Source organism: Yaniella soli (assembly GCF_054782375.1).
In genome coordinates this window covers 1-18,852 of sequence record NZ_BAAGSP010000008.1, presented here as the reverse complement: position 1 = coordinate 18,852, position 18,852 = coordinate 1, and the positions used below count along the sequence as shown (strand labels likewise).

10 protein-coding genes, 2 pseudogenes and 1 CRISPR repeat array are annotated in these 18,852 nt (G+C 55.0%); of the genes and pseudogenes, 2 read left to right on the top strand and 10 right to left on the bottom strand.

Translation table 11 applies throughout. From position 1 onward, the window contains the following. Positions 1–465: 465 nt before the first annotated feature. The 7 genes from ACYVJT_RS05885 to ACYVJT_RS05855 form a co-directional block, all read right to left on the bottom strand. Complete coding sequence (locus tag ACYVJT_RS05885) at positions 466–3,504, bottom strand: type I restriction endonuclease subunit R (RefSeq protein WP_343955946.1); 3,039 nt, start codon at positions 3,502–3,504, stop codon at positions 466–468. Further along, positions 3,501–4,652: a restriction endonuclease subunit S gene (locus ACYVJT_RS05880; protein WP_343955945.1), complete on the bottom strand. Its 1,152-nt coding sequence runs from the start codon at positions 4,650–4,652 to the stop codon at positions 3,501–3,503. The genes ACYVJT_RS05885 and ACYVJT_RS05880 overlap by 4 nt, the downstream gene beginning before the upstream one ends. After that, complete coding sequence (locus ACYVJT_RS05875; RefSeq protein ID WP_343955944.1) at positions 4,649–6,217, bottom strand: type I restriction-modification system subunit M; 1,569 nt, start codon at positions 6,215–6,217, stop codon at positions 4,649–4,651. The genes ACYVJT_RS05880 and ACYVJT_RS05875 overlap by 4 nt, the downstream gene beginning before the upstream one ends. Positions 6,218–6,451: 234 nt before the next feature. After that, on the bottom strand, positions 6,452–7,615 hold the full coding sequence (hpaD, locus tag ACYVJT_RS05870) for a 3,4-dihydroxyphenylacetate 2,3-dioxygenase (protein WP_343955943.1): 1,164 nt from the start codon (positions 7,613–7,615) through the stop codon (positions 6,452–6,454). A gap of 32 nt (positions 7,616–7,647) precedes the next feature. Further along, positions 7,648–9,147, bottom strand: a complete 1,500-nt coding sequence (gene hpaE / locus ACYVJT_RS05865) for a 5-carboxymethyl-2-hydroxymuconate semialdehyde dehydrogenase (RefSeq protein ID WP_343955942.1) — start codon at positions 9,145–9,147, stop codon at positions 7,648–7,650. A 19-nt stretch (positions 9,148–9,166) separates the two neighbouring features. Next, positions 9,167–9,841, bottom strand: a complete 675-nt coding sequence (locus ACYVJT_RS05860) for a GntR family transcriptional regulator (protein WP_343955941.1) — start codon at positions 9,839–9,841, stop codon at positions 9,167–9,169. Continuing rightward, a complete protein-coding gene (locus tag ACYVJT_RS05855; RefSeq protein ID WP_343955940.1) occupies positions 9,842–11,320 on the bottom strand; it encodes a fumarylacetoacetate hydrolase family protein in 1,479 nt (492 codons plus the stop codon). A 407-nt stretch (positions 11,321–11,727) separates the two neighbouring features. Between ACYVJT_RS05855 and ACYVJT_RS05850 the strand changes: the two genes are divergently transcribed. Further along, a complete protein-coding gene (locus tag ACYVJT_RS05850; RefSeq protein WP_343955939.1) occupies positions 11,728–14,211 on the top strand; it encodes a bifunctional metallophosphatase/5'-nucleotidase in 2,484 nt (827 codons plus the stop codon). 178 nt (positions 14,212–14,389) lie between these two features. On the opposite strand, the pseudogene ACYVJT_RS05845 reads toward ACYVJT_RS05850, so the two are convergent. Then, positions 14,390–15,224: pseudogene (locus tag ACYVJT_RS05845) on the bottom strand (IS5 family transposase). 604 nt (positions 15,225–15,828) lie between these two features. Here ACYVJT_RS05845 and ACYVJT_RS05840 point away from each other — a divergent pair. Next, positions 15,829–16,422 carry a hypothetical protein gene (locus ACYVJT_RS05840; RefSeq protein ID WP_343955938.1) on the top strand — a complete coding sequence of 198 codons (594 nt, stop codon included), beginning with the start codon at positions 15,829–15,831 and terminating at the stop codon, positions 16,420–16,422. A 295-nt stretch (positions 16,423–16,717) separates the two neighbouring features. Here the strand turns inward: ACYVJT_RS05840 and ACYVJT_RS05835 are convergent, their stop codons facing one another. Both ACYVJT_RS05835 and ACYVJT_RS05830 read right to left on the bottom strand, forming a co-directional pair. Further along, a complete protein-coding gene (locus ACYVJT_RS05835) occupies positions 16,718–17,068 on the bottom strand; it encodes a YciI family protein (RefSeq protein ID WP_343955937.1) in 351 nt (116 codons plus the stop codon). A gap of 198 nt (positions 17,069–17,266) precedes the next feature. Beyond that, positions 17,267–18,392: direct repeats of the CRISPR family, unit length 27 nt; unit sequence GCTCATCCCCGCGAGCGCGGGGCGAAT. A gap of 95 nt (positions 18,393–18,487) precedes the next feature. Beyond that, positions 18,488–18,757 (bottom strand): annotated as a pseudogene (locus ACYVJT_RS05830) (ATP-binding protein); the annotation flags it as partial. Positions 18,758–18,852 lie beyond the last annotated feature (95 nt).

The window sequence follows — 18,852 nt, the reverse complement described above, 5'->3', positions numbered from 1 at the left end:
GCGCGGCGGAAGACGCCCGCTCCAGACATAATTGACGAACGCGTTTGGGAAACGAAAAGCATACTGCTCCGGTGTGTAATCCGTCATGACCGCGCGTGCACTGGGCGGTGGGGGCTTTCTCCCCGCCATCAATATTTGATCGCAATATGTGCTCCATCGGTCGAGAGATACCGCAAGCCTACAGCGTCATTGCGATAGTGAAAATGCAACGGCCCAACTCAGATAGTCGCCTGACAACCCTGGCTGTGAGAGCTGGACGTACCAAGAATTTTTTTGGCAAAAGACTCGCTTGGGGAATTCCAAAACTCCGGCAAGACCGCTATAAAAATGGAAGATGTTGATTGAGATAACGCTGGCCGATGACGTACCGGCGTTGTTTTCGCGCCCAAAGTAAACAAACAGGTACGTCGACTTAACAGACCAGTTGCACGGCGCATCGGAGACTCCCTAATGCGAGACTCGAATCTATTCTTTGGAAATTAGCCCGAAGAATCGTTCGAAAAAGTCGTCGAGCTTTTGGATCACACGGTTTTTCTTTTCGCTGTGGTTCTTGTCTTTCGAAAAGCGTGAGACTGGCGGTAGCACCTTGGTAATCGCGGTTCCTGTGGTTCGCAGTGCGCCGCTTCGGAAAGAATCATCAATGAACTTTTCGGTGGCTTCAGGTTTAAGATTTTCCGCCGAGACGATTTGGCTAAGTTCTCGTTCTTGCTGTTCCGCTACATAGGTATGCCATTCTTCTTCGACGGACCCATCAACAGACAATGAGTCAACGAAGTTTTCAATCAGGTCCTTCTTGTTCCGCAGACTCGGGCTGGAGTCCACTGCACGGCGAATGCCTGCCAGGAGCTCTACGTCATTGCCATCGCCGCGTTCCTGTCGGTATTTTTGCACCAGTAGCAGAATGTAGTCCACGGTGATTTCGACCTGTTTGATCAGCTCAATCTCAAAGACGACATCTTCGATGATGCTTTCTTTTTCACTGGTCTCAGCGCGTTTGCGCTCGTTGTATAGGTCAAGGTAGGTCGACTGGTAATCCTGCTGATCGCGGTCGGAGAGGATCTCGTCGTTGACGAACGCATCGAATGAGGTAAGGATGTTGCGCAACCGTAGGGTCTCACCATAGAGCTTCACAAATGCGACCTGGTCCTCCTCTCCAGTAATCAACTCACCTGGCTGATACTCAGCAAGGAGTTCACCGACTTTCTTAGCATATTCGCTGTAGTACTCCCGATATGGCTTGAGCAGTACAATCCCCGCAGCGTCCTTGTTCCCGAACAGGGCAAGGGCGTCGTTGGTAGCTTCTTCCAGGTCGCGGAAGTTGACGATGTTGCCGTAGGTTTTGACGGAGTTCAGAATACGGTTGGTGCGTGAGTACGCCTGGATTAATCCATGGCTCCTGAGGTTTTTATCCACCCACAAGGTGTTCAGGGTGGTCGCATCAAACCCGGTCAGGAACATATTGACAACAATCACCATGTCCAACTCGCGGGTCTTCATCCGGTGGGAGAGGTCTTTGTAGTAGTTCTGGAAACTATCTGAGCTGGTGTCGTAGCTGGTTCCGAACATCTGGTTGTAATCGACAATGGCAGACTCGAGGAACGTTCGATCGTCTCCTGACATTGCATCTGTTTCGAAACCTTCTTCATCCAGCATCCCATCGATCGGCTCAGGATTGGCAGCATATGAAAAGATCGTGGCGACTTTCAGCCGTTGATCCGGCACCAGCGCCTCTTGCTGCTTCTTGAACTCCTCGTAATACGTCCGAGCCGCGGTAATAGACGCAGTCGCAAAAATTGAATTGAATCCGCGAACACGTCGCTCACCCAGTGCATAGCTCTCACTGCGCTTGGTCTTCTGATCAAAATGATCCAGAATGTACTTCGTTACCTGAGATACCCGAGCAGGAGAGAGCAACGCATTCTCAGTATCGATGGCCGATACTTGTTTATCGTCAACGGCACCAAGCTTGACGGTGTTGATGTAATCAATCCGAAACGGCAACACGTTCTTATCGGTGATCGCATCCACGATCGTGTACGTGTGGAGCTTTTCACCGAAGGCCTGCTCAGTGGTTTTTAGATGCGGGTTGCCACCCGAGCCGGCATTCTCAGCAAAGATAGGGGTACCGGTGAATCCAAATAGGTTATAGCGTTTGAACGCTTTGGTAATCGCCGTGTGCATCTCACCGAACTGGGAACGATGGCACTCATCGAAGATCAACACAAAGTGCTGGCTATACACATCATGCTTCGTATTCGCAGCGATGAATGTTGAGAGTTTCTGGATTGTCGTGATGATGATTTTCTTCGACGGATCTTCCAGCTGCTTCTTCAGCAATGCCGTCGACGTATTGGAATTCGCGGCACCTTTTTCGAACCGGTCGTATTCCTTCATAGTCTGGTAATCCAGATCCTTACGGTCGACCACGAACAAGACCTTATCGACACTGGGATTCCGGGTAGCCAGCTGGGCTGCTTTGAAACTAGTAAGCGTCTTCCCAGAGCCGGTGGTATGCCATACATACCCGCCGGCCTCCCGGGTACCCAGGGTCTTGTAGTTCGTCGAGATCTCGACCTTTTGCAGGATCTTCTCAGTCGCTACGATCTGATACGGGCGCATGACCAGCAGAAGACGGTCACTGGTCCACACACAATACCTGGTCAGGACGTTCAGCAAGGTGTGCTTGGCAAAGAACGTCTTGGCAAACGCCTTCAAATCCAAAATTGGCTGATTCTGAGCGTCGGCCCACCAGGACGTAAACTCAAAACTATTCGACGTCTTCTGCGTGCGCCGGGAGCCATGCTGGTCAGCCACATGCTGACGACGCGTTGTATTCGAGTAATACTTTGTCTGCGTGCCATTACTGATCACGAAAAGCTGGACGTATTCGAACAGCCCCGAACCAGCCCAAAAACTATCCCGCTGATAGCGGTCGATTTGGTTGAATGCTTCACGGATTGGCACACCGCGGCGCTTCAGCTCGATGTGGACCATTGGGAGGCCATTGACTAAAACCGTCACATCGTACCGGTTCGAAAACGACGCCCCACCCTCACCGCGGTCTACTTCGTATTGGTTGATCACCTGCAACCGGTTATTATGAATATTCCGCTTATCCACGAGGGTGATGTTCTTCGTAGAACCGTCTTCACGAGTGAGCAGCTGCTTGGTGTCTGCTTCTTGAAGACGCGCGGTCTTCTCAGCAATACTGTCATTCCTACTGGCAATCACACCATCAAAGAACCGCTGCCACTCCAAATCAGAGAACTCAAACTTATTTAGTGATTCGAGTTGCGTGCGAAGATTCCTTATCAGGTCTTCCTCACGCGTGATCGTGACAAACTCATACGCCTGAGATTCCAACTGACGAATGAACTCAACTTCAAGTTGCGCCTCTGACTGATACCCAACCTCATAACGAGGATCCGGTTCATACTCCACCACAACCGTCTGCTCGCCGCCGGACGCCACCACGTCATAATTAGTCCGCTGTTGCCCAGTCATGAGGCAGTCTCTAGTTCTTTGAATGTCAACAGCTTATCTCGGTAGTACTCATACTGCTGACGGCGCGCAGCTATTTCCCCTGGGAGACCGGCAGAGATGTCGTTTACGAGCGCATCGAATTTGTCGAGGACTTCAACGATACGCCGCTGCTGGTCCAAGGGTGGAACAGGTATATCAAGAGAACGCACTATGCTTGCATTTAGGTTTTTTACTGTCCCCGCTCCAGCTCTTCGCGCAAATTCGTCCTGTACAGATACCGAACGCAATAGATAGAAAAGGTAGTCGCGGATGAAGGTTTCTTCAAAGTCGCTGATGGCTAGCCATCCGTCATGAATATAACCTTCGATCTTAGACACATACGGGCGGCCAAAACTCATAGAGTTTGAAAGCACAAAATCACCGGGCATCACGCGCCGCGATTTTTGGGCACCCTCAGTGGTGATCCTTTGCGCGGTGTGTGTTATGTATTTGCCTTCTGTCGGGACGTCCCCAATCTTAATCCAGGGAACACCGGCAGGGTCTTCGGTCAAGAATTGTCGTATAGGACGCGGTGATGCACCTCTTACAATTGTCGCGACATCGCCGAATCTCACAACCGGAACATCATGGTCGACTGCCAGTAACATTTCAGCATAGAAATCGTATTGTTGCTTGCGTGCTTCCAGCTCCGCTTCCAGCTCCGCTTCCAGCTCACTGAACGTATCAAGAATCCTGACTATCTCACGCTGTATCACAAGCGCTGGCACAGGGATTCGTAACGAATTCAGAACCCTCTGGGTTTGACTCGGGACACCGCCTGCTTGATTCATCTCACCAAGCTCCAACGTCAGCAGCAGGTGGTACACGAACTTGGGGTCGATCTGGGATGAGTCGATCTCAGTTCGGAAGATGGTGTCCACGACCCAGAATGGACCCTCCACATAGTAAATATTGCCCAGGGAGCCCTTTCGCGGGATCAGTACTGAGGGTCCTTCGGCGGCAGCAGCGTCTACGTATCGCATGATCCCACCACTCCCATAAACAGGAATCTCGCCGTCCCCGAGCGGCTTGTGGTCCTTTCCATTCCTGATCCGCAAAACGTCTCCCAACGCCTTGAACTCAACGCCATCCGAACAGTGCTCTGCGATCAGCTCATCAACCCGGCTCATATCGCTCCCTCCAGATCGGCAACGATCGCGTCAATCTCAGTACGAAGTTCTGACTGTCGCGCAACTATTGTTTCGATTTTGGCGTTGAGCTCTGTGATGTCGATGGTTTCGCGGGTGTCTTCGGCTTCTACATATGAAGAGACCGAGAGATTGTAGTTATTGTCTTCGATAACTCCGTTATCGATGACGGAGGCGAAGTACTCACGGTCTACGCGGTCGTCAAACGACTTCAGGATCTTGTGGATGTTATCCGGGGAGAGTTTGTTTTTATTACCAGCGCGGACGAATTCTTTTGAGGCATCGACAAAGGTCACATCGTTGGTGTTCTTGGACTTCTTGAGGACCAAGACACAGGTTCCAATGGTGGTCCCGAAGAAAAGATCTGGCGGCAGTTGGATCACTGCTTCGACGTAGTTGTTTTCGATCAGGTATTTGCGGATCTTCTGCTCGGCGCCCCCGCGGTAAAGTACACCAGGAAACTCAACGATAGCTGCAGTCCCGTCGGCGGCGAGCCACTGCAACATGTGCATGGTGAAGGCAAGATCTGCCTTGGACTTTGGAGCCAACACGCCGGCAGGGGAGTAGCGAGGGTCGTTGATTAGTAGGGGGTTGGAGTCGCCTTCCCATTTGGTGGAGTAGGGCGGGTTAGAAACGATGGCTTCGAATGGTTCATCGTCCCAGTGAGCTGGCTCGGTCAACGTGTCCCCGAGGGCGATATCGAACTTTTCGTAGTTGATATCGTGCAAGAACATATTGATACGAGCCAAGTTGTATGTGGTCAGGTTGATCTCTTGGCCGTAGAACCCACCGACATTCTCTTTGCCCAGCACTTTGGCAAACTTTAGCAGCAGTGAACCTGAACCACACGCTGGGTCGTACACCTTGTTAACTTGAGTTCTGTTGTGGGTGGTGATCAGTGCGAGGAGCTCGGAGACTTCTTGCGGCGTGTAGTACTCGCCACCAGATTTGCCGGCACTAGAGGCGTACATCTGCATCAGGTATTCGTAGGCGTCACCGAAGAGGTCGATGGAGTTGTCGTTGTAATCTCCATCTAGCGGGAGCCGACCAATCTCATTAAGCAGCTTTACGAGTCTTTCGTTGCGCCGTGCCACGGTGTTGCCGAGCTTAGTGCTGTTAACGTTCAGGTCGTCAAACAACCCTTTGAGATCATCTTCACTATTCGTGCCAACAGCGGAGCCCTCAATGTCCCGGAAGACAGCTTCAAGTGTCTCATTGAGGTTCTCATCGTAAGGCGCGTCTTTGCGGACGTTCTCAAAGAGCTCTGAGGGCAAGATAAAGAAGCCTTTTTCGTTGACGATCTCTTCGCGCGCGAACTCGGCCTCATCGTCGGCTAGGACGGCATAATCAAAGTCGGGGTTGCCGGCTTCGTGCTCACCTTTATTGATGTAGTTGGCGAGGTTCTCGGAAATGAACCGGTAGAACAACATACCCAGGACATACGATTTGAAGTCCCACCCATCGACCGAACCGCGTAAGTCGTTGGCAACTTGCCAGATCATCTTATGGAGGTCGGCCCGTTGTTGTTCTTTCACAGTATATTTCATCCACTTTCTTTTGCGCAGCAATGCGCTTTGATCCCTTTATCGCTATGGTATCCGCGCAACGATTGTTGAAAAGGGTTGTGACCTCGCGCGCCGCACTCGGTTCTTTCGTTGCTTGGCGTTCTACCCTGGCGAGGCGTCTGACTATCTCCCGGTCGCTCAATAAACAAAGCGCCTGCAGACCAAAAGGTCCGCAGGCGCGTTGCTTGAGCTAGTCACATCGTGTGTGACGTTGCCTTAGAGCTGGTTGCCGAGTTTGAACTCGCCCTTTTTCCAGTCTGGCATTTCCTCATCATCGTCAGCGCGAGTGTAGGAGAAACCATCGGCGCCGATAGTGACTTCCATTTCGCTGTCGTGCGTGCGCTCGACAACTTCCTTCGGATTGCCATCCAAGTCCAGCACCAATGAAGCATCGGTGTACCAGGAAGGTACAACCGGGGTGCCCCACCAGTCACGGCGCTGGTTGTCGTGCACATCCCAGGAAACTACTGGGTTGTCTGGGTCGCCGGTCCAGTAATCCTGCGTATAGATCTCGACGCGGTGGCCGTCTGGGTCACGCAGGTAGAGGTAGAACGCGTTGGACACACCGTGGCGTCCGGGGCCACGCTCGATGGCATCCGACTGGCGCAGCGCACCGAGGCGGTCACAGATCGCCAGGATGTTGTGCTTCTCGTGGGTCGCGAAGGCAACGTGGTGCATCCGTGGGCCGTCGCCACCGGTCATCGCGGTGTCGTGGACGGTCGGCTTGCGACGCATCCATGCAGCGTAGACGGTCTCGCCATCGGAGATCTCTTCGGTGACTCGGAAGCCGAGGTCCTGCATGTACGCGGCGGCTCGTGGGACGTCTGGGGTGACCTGGTTGAAGTGGTCCAGACGCACCAGGGCGCCTGGGACGTGCAGGTCGTAGCGCCATGCCAGACGTTCCATGTGGTCGACTTCGTAGAAGAACTCGTATGGGAAGCCCAGTGGGTCTTCAACGCGCACGGCGTCGCCGATACCTTCTACGAAACCATCTTTGCGACGTTCGGTGCGGCAGCCGAGTTCCTTGTAGAACGCTTCGGCCTTGTCGACGTCTTCTGGTGAACGAACACGGTAAGAGAATGCACCAACAGCAGCAACCGGGCCCTTTTTGAGCAGCAGGTTGTGGTGGATGAACTCTTCCGAAGAACGAAGGTATACTTCGTTGTCGTCTTCGTGGGAGACGTGCAAGCCCAAAACGTCGACGTAGAACTTGCGGGAAGCTGCCAGGTCGGTGACCTGTAGTTCCATGTACGCGACGCGCAGCACATCTGGGGCTTCGGCCTTTGGCGTTGGGATCGGGTTGTCCGTGTTCACCGACGCGTGCTGAGATACGTGGAAACCCGAGCTCGTCTTGGTGCGTGTATTTTTATCAATTTTCATGATGATCCTTCGGTAATGGTTCCAACCAGGTCTTACTGCTGACCGAATACTGGGTTGTGTACTTCGCCCAGGTTGATGTGGACGGCCTGCTGATCGGTGTAGAAGTCGATCGAGCGGTAGCCACCTTCCTGACCAAGTCCGGATGCTTTGACACCACCGAATGGGGTGCGCAGGTCACGAACGTTGTTGGAGTTGAGCCAGACCATGCCGGCGTCGACGTTGTGTGCAAAATTGTGTGAACGCTTCAGGTCGTTGGTCCAGATGTAGGCTGCCAGACCGTACTGGGTGTCATTGGCCAACTGCAGGGCTTCTTCATCGGTGTCGAATGGCGTGATTGCCACGACCGGACCGAAGATTTCTTCCTGGAAGATGCGTGCATCCGGGGCGACGTCTGCGAAGACGGTTGGCTGCAGGAAGTTTCCTTCTGGGAACTCTTCTGGACGGTCGCCACCTGCAACGAGGCGTGCTTCTTCTTTACCGATTTGGACGTAGGACCAGACCTTGTCGAAGTGTTCTGGGTGGACCAATGCGCCAACCTCGGTCTTTGGATCGTTGGGCATACCAACTTTGACGTTTGCCGCCTGGGCTGCGTAGCGCTCGACGAATTCGTCGTAGATGCTGCGCTGAACCAGGATGCGCGAGCCGGCGGTGCAACGTTCACCGTTCAGGGAGAACACACCGAAGACGGTCGCGTTGATGGCGGCATCGAGATCGGCATCTTCGAAGACCACGGCTGGGGATTTACCGCCCAGTTCCATCGACAGGCCCTTGAGATACGGGGCAGCGTTGGCCGAGATAAGCTGACCGGTCGAGGATTCACCGGTGAACGAGATCAGTGGCACGTCTGGGTGCTTGACCAGCGAGTCGCCGGCGAAGCCTTCTTCACCGTAACCGTTGACCATGTTGAAGACGCCGGTTGGCAGGCCTGCTTCTTCGAAGATACCTGGCCACAGCGAAGCCGACAGTGGAGTGAATTCAGCTGGTTTGAGCACAACGGTGTTCCCGGTGGCCAATGCTGGGCCGAGTTTCCAGGATTCCAGCATGAACGGCGTGTTCCACGGAGTGATCAGACCTGCAACACCTTTTGGTTTGCGGTTGACGTAGTTGGCTTGACGACCCGGTACCTTGAAGGCGTTGTCGTGCTGAGCAACAATCAGGTCGGCGAAGAAGCGGAAGTTTTCGGCTGCACGGCGTGCCTGCCCCAGGGTCTGGGTGATTGGCAGACCGGAGTCCCAGGTTTCCATTTCGGCCAGTTCTTGCTGACGAGTTTCTACAACATCGGCAATCTTGTGCATGATGCGTGAGCGTTCGCGTGGCAGCATGTGTGGCCAAGGGCCGTTATCGAAAGCCTCTTTCGCGGCAGCAACGGCAGCGTCGATGTCGGCGACTTTACCGGAAGCGGCCTGAATGTAGGTCTCGTTGGTGACCGGGTTGATGACGTCGAGGGTGTCGCCGTCAATGGAGTCAACCCATTCACCGTTGATGTAGTGACGAATTTTATCTGGCATGTTTGCGGGTTTTCCGTTTGTCATGTCGTCCTTTCGAGTGTTGCTAAAAATCTATGGTTGCGGATTTTGCATGATGGTCTAGGTAGGCGTTCAGGGTATTGAGCCGGTGATTGCGGGCGGCGGCTTCGATTACTGAGAACTCTGCGCCTTCAGCAATCAGTTCCAGCAGTGCATCGTGTTCGGCGACCGAAGTCGTCGCACGCGATGGCACGAAGGAAAACGTTGACGAACGCAGTGCCGCCAACCGGTTCCAACCCCGGTGCACCAGGTCAAGAATGTGCGGGTTCTGGTGGTGTTCAAACAGTGCCGAGTGAAACTGTTCGTTTAGCTCTGTAAATCGTTCCGGTGCAAAGTCCTGCTCGACCAGTTCACGCATTTGTTCGTTGATCCCGCGGGCTTTTTCGAGGGTTTCGGCGGTCACCAGTGGTGCACACTGGGCCGTCGAATATCCCTCAGCCAGCGCCAACGTTTCCATGGTGTGGTGGTATTCGACCGGGTCGATACCGGTGACCGTGGCACCAACATTGCGTTCAAACTGTACGAGCTGATCGGTTTGCAACCGCCGAATGGCCTCCCGCACCGGCACGACCGACATGCCGAGTTCAGTGGCAATACTCGACAGCACCAGCCGATCACCGGGCTTATACCGTCCGGTGGTAATGCCTTTCAGCACATACTGGTGTGCCTGATCGGCTTTTGAGAGACCATTGGATTCCATTTAGTTGCCTTTATCCGCGCGGTAAGCCTCGTATTTGGCTTTCCACTCGCCCGTCGGTGGGAACAATCCGTCCACGGCAGCACCGTTCTTGACTTGTTCGTAGACCCACTCGTCTTGTTGTTCTTGTTCAAAAGAATCATCGATCACTTCGACCAGCAGCTCTGGTGGCACAACCACAACGCCGTCGTCGTCACCAATGATGATGTCGTTTGGCTGGACGGTGGTACCGCCACAAGCGATCGTGCCGTTCATCTCCCATGGGACGTGACGACGGCCGAGCACTGCCGGGTGGTTGCCGTTGGAGTACACCGGAATGTCAACATCGACAACAGCTGCAGCGTCGCGCACGCCGCCGTCGGTGATGATCGCGTTGGCGCCGCGAACCTTCGCTCGCATGGCCAAGACGTCGCCGAGTGTTCCGGTACCCTTTTCACCGCGGGCTTCCATGACCACGATGTCGTCTTGCTGGACCGAGTCCATGGCCTGCTTCTGGGTGTTGAAACCGCCACCGTGTTTCTTGAACAGGTCTTCGCGGTTTGGCACGTAGCGCAGGGTCTTGGCGAAACCAAGAATCTGGCGGCCCGGGTGCATTGGTGTCGGCCCATCGATGGTGCAGTTGTTGATGCCGCGTTTGCGCATGTTCGCCACGATGGTGGCCACAGCGGTCTGAGAGATTTTCTCACGCAGTGCATCGGTCAGGATGGCGCGTGGATCTTGGAGGCCAGCGGCTTCTTTCGAGCCCCAGGCTTCTTCACGTTGGACGTCATCAACCTTTGGTCCGTGGCCGTAGGCGGCCAGTGCGAAGTCTGCTTCTTTGACATTGGAGACCAGACGACCGGTGGTCGGTGCACCGTCAGCTTGCGGTGCATCAACTTCAACTTCCACAACGTCGCCTGGCTGCGCAACCGAGGAACCTGCAGGAGTACCGGTCAGAATGACGTCGCCTTCTTCGAGCGTCATCATCTGGGAGAGGTCTGCGATCAGCTGGCCGAATGGGAACACGAGATCATCGGTGGTGTCATCTTGAACGACGTCACCGTTGACCCAGGTGCGGACGCGCAGCTGAGCTGGGTCGATACCCTTGGCATCAATGACAGCCGGACCCAGCGGGGTGTAATTATCACCGGACTTGTTTTTCACATTCGAGCCCTTGTCTGCATGACGCAGATCGTAGAGGCCCCAGTCGTTCGCGGCGGTAATACCGGAAACGTATGACCAGCCGTCTTCGGGTGCAACGCGACGAGCATCCTTGCCGATGATCAACGCGATTTCGCCCTCATAGGCGAGCAGCTCGGTGCCGGCTGGACGTTCAATGGTCGCACCGGTGGCGGCGATTGAAGAGGTGGCCTTCAAGAAGTAGCCGGGGAATTTTGGGTTGCGTCCGCGCTGTTCGATGCGGGACGGGTAGTTGAGATGTAGGGCAACAATTTTGCCCGGGCGATTCTGCTTCTGTGAGAAGTCGAAAGCAGTGACGTTCATTGCGAGACCGTACCTCCATAGGATTGATGCGTGATCAAAATCTCTTACCTCAAATCGTATACGATTTGAGAGAATCTGTGAAATTAACTTTGGATCTGACGGTGCAGGTGGAGAATAGCGCTCCGTTCGACACTCTAATTTTCGATCCTGAATACAAGGTGACCGCCGCTGGCTATACGGCATGAAAACGCAGAAATTAATGGAGTAATGCATCAGTCGGTAGTGGATTACTCCACTAGGTTCGACGGATCTGATCCAAGCTTCCCGGTTGCTGGAGAGTGGCCAGCGACCGCCTTGGCGCAGGAGTTCGAAGCTTTGTCCCTCTCGAGTCAACTCTGATTTACCTGCCCGTTAGATGAGGACTTTAGTGTGAGGGCGTCTCAACACCTTGAAGGAGTAAAACTTTCATGTCTTCACACATGCCCCGAGCTCTCAGCGCTCTATTGGCTGCTGCCTTGGTAGCTCCCATCGCGGTCTCATCAGCGGTGGCAACTACCGAATCACCAACACCGCCTGAAAACCCTTCGGTGACAGAAACACCGTCACCTGAACCCACGGGGGAGTCGACCCCTACTCCGGAAACGTCGGAACCAACACCTTCGTCCGAACAAGATGAAACAGAAGGCAACGAAGATCCAACCGGTGAGCCGTCGGAGGACGAGACTGAGTCCGTCGACGATAACGACACCGACAATCAAACAGATGCCGACGATTCAAATGATGATGACAACGGCGAGGGTCTCGAAGCGAATACCCTGATGGCTCCAATGCAGGAGGACGCCGAGTCGACGTTGACGCTGCTCAACATCAACGACTTCCACGGACGAGTTGATCACCAAGTCGGTATGAGCCTTGCGGCAACCGTCGAGGCTGAGCGTGCAGAGAACGAGAACAACCTCTTCCTTTCGGCCGGTGATGATATTGGTGCCAGCTTGTTCGTTTCTTCCGTTCAGCAGGATGAACCCACCATCGATTACCTCAATACCTTGGGGCTGGAAGCTTCGGCGCTGGGGAACCACGAGTTTGACCGTGGTGTAGATGACTTGACTGGTCGCGTAACTGGGCTCGCAGCATTCGATCACATCGCGGCGAACGTTGTTGATGAGAATGGCGACACCATCGTTGACCCATACACAGAAATAGAAACTCCAGAAGGTCAGACCGTCGCGGTGATCGGTGCCGTGACACAGGAAACACCAACACTGGTGGACCCGTCCGGCGTTCAGGGTCTTGATTTCACGGATCCCGTTGCAGCGGTGAATGAACAAGCTGAGCTGCTTGCAGAAGATGAAGACATCGACGTCATCGTCGCTGAGTATCACGATCACACCGATGAGATTGTCACAGAGACGCACCCGGCAGTCGATGTCATCTTTACCGGTCACACCCACGAAGAGTACGTCCTTGATGCTAACGTTCCTGGCGAAGAGGGTGAAACACGCCCGGTGCTGCAAACCGGCGAGTACGGCAACAATTTGGGTCGCGTTGAGCTGGAGCTTGATGCTGACGACAACGTTGTAGGCTACAGTCACGAACTGGTGGAGACTTCGGAACCGTCTGAAGAAGAGATCGCGGCTAACCCGACGCTCGTGGAGATCCAGCAAATTCTTGACGACGCAGCAGAGGTGGCCGAAGAAGAAGGCAGCCAAGTACTGGCGACGCTGGAAGACTACGTGACCACCGGCTACCGCTATGGCGAAGACGAAGAGACCGGCGAAGTCGGGCACAACTTTGACCAGCGAGATCTCGAATCCTCGATGGGCCATCTAGTCGCCGATGCTTGGCTCTGGGCCGGAAACAACAACCCGGCAGGTATTTCAGCCGATATCGGCCTGGTGAACTCCGGTGGATTGCGTGATGAATTCCCAGGCGGCCTACGCCAGGACATCGAAACTGAAATCGGTGATATCACCGTCGCAGATGCCGTGGGCGTCAACCCGTTCGCAAACGACATTTTCACCACAGACATTACGGGTGCTCAGTTGCGTGAAACACTCGAGCAGCAGTGGCAGACAGCCGCTGACGGTTCGGTTCCGGGGCGCCCATACCTGCAGCTGGGGCTCTCCTCGAACGTGACCTACACCTACACGGGTGATATCGGTATGGCTGGCCACGAAACGCTGGGCAACAACATCGACGAGATCTGGGTCAACGGCAATTTGGTCCAGGACGAGGACGAATTTACCGTCGCGCTACCAAGTTTCCTTGCTGCCGGCGGGGATAACTTCCGTGCGCTGGGCAACGGCACCAATGATCAGCAAACTGCGCTGATTGATACCGATGCCTTCACCAACTACCTGCAGGACGAACTTGACAGCGCTGTTGCGCCACGTTTCGATAAACAGGCTGTTCAGGTTTCGGGGCTCGAAGATTCCTACGACGTTGACGGCAACTTCACGGCTGAGCTGTCCGGATTCCAACTGCAGTCCTACGGTGCTCCAGAGCTTGACGGCGAACAGCTGTCGGTCAGCCTAGTTGCAGATAACCCCGGCACGGTCGACGCAGGAACCGTCGAAATTGCTGACAACACAGCATCGCTCGATATCGACCTGTCAGCACTAGACGTTGAAGCGGGCAACTACACGCTGGTTGTCACGCACGAAGCCACCGGCACCGAAGTTCGCTCAGCTCTTGAGCTGACCGGACAACAGACCAGCGGCGACGAAACGCCGACTCCAGAAGAAACACCGACTCCGTCACCCACCGGTGATGCTCACGGAAATGGCGGAGACGATACTTCCACGGGTGGCGGCACCGCAGGCGATGATATGACCCGAACCGGAGGGCTCGCCGATACCGGTGCAGAAATTTCTGCTCTCGTGATCGGCGGATTGCTCGCAGTGGGCGTTGGGACAGCGCTGATGATTGCTCGTCGCAAGGCAGCACACTAACCAGAATCGATAGTGACTCGATAGTGAGTCATGTAAGCAGGGTGGTGGTCACTCGACCATCGCCCCGGTTGCCGTTAAAAGCTGAGATGAGCTGTCAGTATTGGGCGGTATTCACGTGCTGCCTCTCAGGATATACTGCTATATACCATAAATATGACTTAGAACGCGCGCCAATAGGTTAAGGTTTGCGTTCGGGGCGGGTATCCCAGCGGTGGGTGGTCCAGGCTTCACGAACCAGTCTTCGAATGATGATGATCGCGTTGGCTAAGGCGATAAAGGCGTCATTGACCGTGGCCCGACGTTCGGTGTTGACCAGCAGTTTCTTGAATCCTCGGGTGTGCCAGGCGTTGGTGCGTTCCACGACCCAGCGAGCCCCGGCTTGTAAGGGTTCGCCTTTGGTGCTGATCTGTCAGTTGTGGCCCAGGGTAGTCAACAGCCCACGGGTTTTGGCTGAATCGTAGCCAGCATCCAGGTGTACGGTCATCTGGTCTGGCAGGTACCCATCAAACCGCGATAACAACTCCAAGGTGGGCAGCAACAACGGAGAGTCATTGCGGTTGGCCGGGGCTGCCACAACACCGATGGGAATTGCCCACACCATCGGTCATCACCGAACGCTTAGTGCCTTGTTTGCCGCGATCGACCGGGGACCGACCGGCGATGTCCCCACCACACGGAGCTTTGACAATGCACCCGTCCACACACACATCGTCCAACTCCAACCCGACAATCCGGTCATAGTTATCCAAGCAAATTTGTTCCAGAGCGGAGAAGATACCAGCGGCAATCCACTCATCACGGCGGCGTCTGAGAGTGGTGGCTGAACAGGTCGTGTCGCTGATTTTCTCATAGGAGGCACCCAACACCAGCACTTGCACCAGCTTGTCGAACACCACGCGATCAGCGATCCGAGTCCGGTGACAGCCCAAGGGATGCTCATCAACCACTGGCGGGATCAACGCTTCAAATTGGCTCCACAAGGGGTCGATGATGAATAATGGAAAAGCAGGCATCAGGGGCTCCTGGCAAACGATGAATTCTGACAAATCCACGTTTAACAGGCCCCGGTGCCTGTACTGATTTAATGACTATTAATGACATGCTGACTAGCCCCTATTGGCGCGAACTCTTAAATGTCCAACAAGTAAAAACCTATTTATTGGAGTAGAGGTTGTTGGAGCGAGTATGAGCGTTGATGTCGTAGCCCTGCTGCGAGAGCTGGAATTTAGCATCGCCGCGGGCGCCACCAATAACTCCTGGCTGCTTCAATCTCCAGCAGGAGACAGGTTCCAAGTACACCTTGTTGAACCAGTGGAGCGCCTTACCGCCCATGCTGTCCGGAGCGCAAGAAAACTTCAGCCAAGTGGCCTCAGGCCACTTCTTGCTGGGCGTACCGCAACGCCAGGAGTTCTAGAACGGGCCGGTGCGGGAGAGCTAGATATTCTTCTGGAAGAACCTCTGCAGCTTATCCTTCGGGGTCGAATATTTCAGTCGGAAGAGTCTGAACAGCCTGCTCTGGCGCAACCACGCCACCGTAGGAAAGCTTAGGTTCGCCGTGCAGTGGAACGCTGCTTGCTTCTTGCCGAGCATCCATTGACTCAGTCGGAGATCACAGACATGGTGGGCACCAGTCAGCAATCGGTCTCCAGCGCGTGTAGACAGCTTGGTTCAGTGGTGGTCAGCACAAACCAGGGAGTGGAAGTCCGTGATCCAGAAACTCTCTTGAAGCACTGGGCGGAGAGGTACTCTGGAGCCGCGGGGCAAGAATTCGGCTGGTACAGCGTGGCGCCAATAGTTGAGCAGACGCTCAAAGCGGCCGAAGTAGCTACGCTGCTCGAAGTCGGTCCTCTAGTTAGCGGTGACGTGGCTGCTGACCGGATCGCCCCCTGGAAGTTACCCACACGTGGTCGCCTTTACACAGACGGCCCTATCGATCTTGCTGGGGACGGCTTCGTCCCAGCCCCTCTGCACGATGCCACACTGGTGATCTGTGTGCCCCGTGACCCCACCCTGTGGAAATCGACTGCTGTGGGGAACTTTCCCGTTTGCGATGATGTAACGGTTGCCGATCCAGCCGTTGTGTACTGGGATGTGCGCAACAGTAACGACATTGACAGTCTTGAAGCGGCAAACCATCTTGCATCACTCGTCACTGGGCATTTTTATGACTCACTCGATCAAAATCAAAACAACGGCACTGAGCGTCGCTGATGCCCTTGGATACCTGGGGCAGAAAGCTGTATCTGATGCCGTCGTCGCTGGCAGTGACTATCGAATTATTGGTGGTCATATGCTTCGACTTTTGCTGAAGACCTATCCAACTCCAGCCGCGATACCGCGCTCAACAATCGATGCAGATGCCGCGCTCGACTCGCTCGAAGTAGTCGGGCCGATCACGATCCGACCATCGGAAAATTATTTATCTGGGTTAGTGGTCTAGCGAATTTGCTACGACAGCACTCGCGTGTAGAACGAGTTTGAGCCGTGGTGATTCGAGCCTGCGCCACTAGGGTCTCTGTGCCCCTGGCAAGGATTCACGGACTTCGATCCAGGTGTCGAGCTGACCGGCAAACTTCGCGGCAATCTCTACGGCTCGCTCACGGTTTTCGACGCGAATTGCCCAGACTCTGGCAGAAGGCTTCCCGCTTTCGTTATAGAAGCCGTTGCGAATCTCGGCATCGGGGCCGACCACGATCGCATGCGATTCAGGATCGAGCACCTCGACCCAATCAAGCTCGGAATGTACAAAGAGTTCATCTTCGAATTGTGCGAGAAATGCCATTATTTCTTCCCGCCATGCAGGGCTGCGCTGACGCATCTCATCCTCACGGATATGCCATGACAGCAGGTAACGCATTTGGATCTCCTCACCGAGCGAATGGACCGCTCAAAGACTCGTGGTACTTCTATGCTGCCATCGTGAATTGACGGTGTCGATGTTCCGTGCTTCCAGATACGCCGTAGCGTTTAAGGGCTCTTCCGTTTTAAGTGTGGGGTTGGTGGTCTAGGTCTCCTGCGACGAGTAGCATTCTGAGTCGGTAGTTGTGTGAGTTCGGCTCATCCCCGCGAGCGCGGGGCGAATTTCCCCCAGTGCTGCTCAACAACATCACCGGCGGGCTCATCCCCGCGAGCGCGGGGCGAATTCCCGTTCGCTGTCGCGTTGCTGGTGGCCGGGCTGCTCATCCCCGCGAGCGCGGGGCGAATTCACTGTATCCCTATATCATGTCTTCTCGCATGGGCTCATCCCCGCGAGCGCGGGGCGAATACGTGGTGACGATGGTGGTGACGATGGTGACATCGCTCATCCCCGCGAGCGCGGGGCGAATCCACAGTCGCCTCAAACCACTCAGCCGACACCGGGCTCATCCCCGCGAGCGCGGGGCGAATTATTCATTGTCGTCGCAAAGATGGTGCCCCCGGGGCTCATCCCCGCGAGCGCGGGGCGAATCGCATCCACCACCCGTGACGCCTCCCACAAAGCGGCTCATCCCCGCGAGCGCGGGGCGAATCGCTGGCGTAATGCATTGATACCAAAAACCTGGGGCTCATCCCCGCGAGCGCGGGGCGAATTCACCTGTGGACACTGTGTCTGATGTGGAACCGGGCTCATCCCCGCGAGCGCGGGGCGAATCCGGCCGGTGTTGCCCGTGAGTGGGTCTATGAGGGCTCATCCCCGCGAGCGCGGGGCGAATTTCTGGTAGGTCTTCAATCATCTGGGCGACTTGGGGCTCATCCCCGCGAGCGCGGGGCGAATTTCTATAAATTGCTTCAAAATAAACGTTAGGGGGGCTCATCCCCGCGAGCGCGGGGCGAATTCAGGTGTCAACGGCTGACTACTACTAAACGGGGGCTCATCCCCGCGAGCGCGGGGCGAATCAGACGTGTCTACGGTGATGCCGAGGGCTTGGGGGCTCATCCCCGCGAGCGCGGGGCGAATCTGGTCGATTGGTGTTACTTCTACCGCGACCATGGCTCATCCCCGCGAGCGCGGGGCGAATCGATTGTTTAGGCGTGGAATTATAGGCAATAAGGGCTCATCCCCGCGAGCGCGGGGCGAATTACTTCCAGACGGCACCAAAGTCGCCACTTTCTCACTCATCCCCGCGAGCGCGGGGCGAATTAACGTTTTTTCTTGTGGATAATTCCGGCACTGGGCTCATCCCCGCGAGCGCGGGGCGAATGAAATCGGCGTGGAAACCGTGTCCATGTTCCGGGGTGTCAACGTCGTTTGAATTCTGACCCCTTTTCGACGTTTGAATATTGACCCCTTGAGGGGTTATTTCTGGTCGGTGGTGGTTGTTTCGATGAGTTCTCGTCTGGTGCGGGTGCGGTAGGATTCACCATCCAGGGTCAGGACTTCTGCGTGGTGGACCAATCGATCGATCATGGCTGCTGCCACGACATCGTCGGTGAAGATCTCACCCCAGCGACTAAAACTCAGATTCGAAGTGATCAGCAAGCTGCCTTGTTCATACCGAGAGGCCACGAGTTGGAAAAACAGGTTGGCGGCGTCAGCATCAAATGGGATGTAGCCTAGCTCATCGATTTATGGCGATATCTGCATAAATCGATTTATGCCGAGGTGGGGATTATGTCGATAAGTCTGCTGACGGGTGGCTCCGATCGTTGAGAACACTGCCT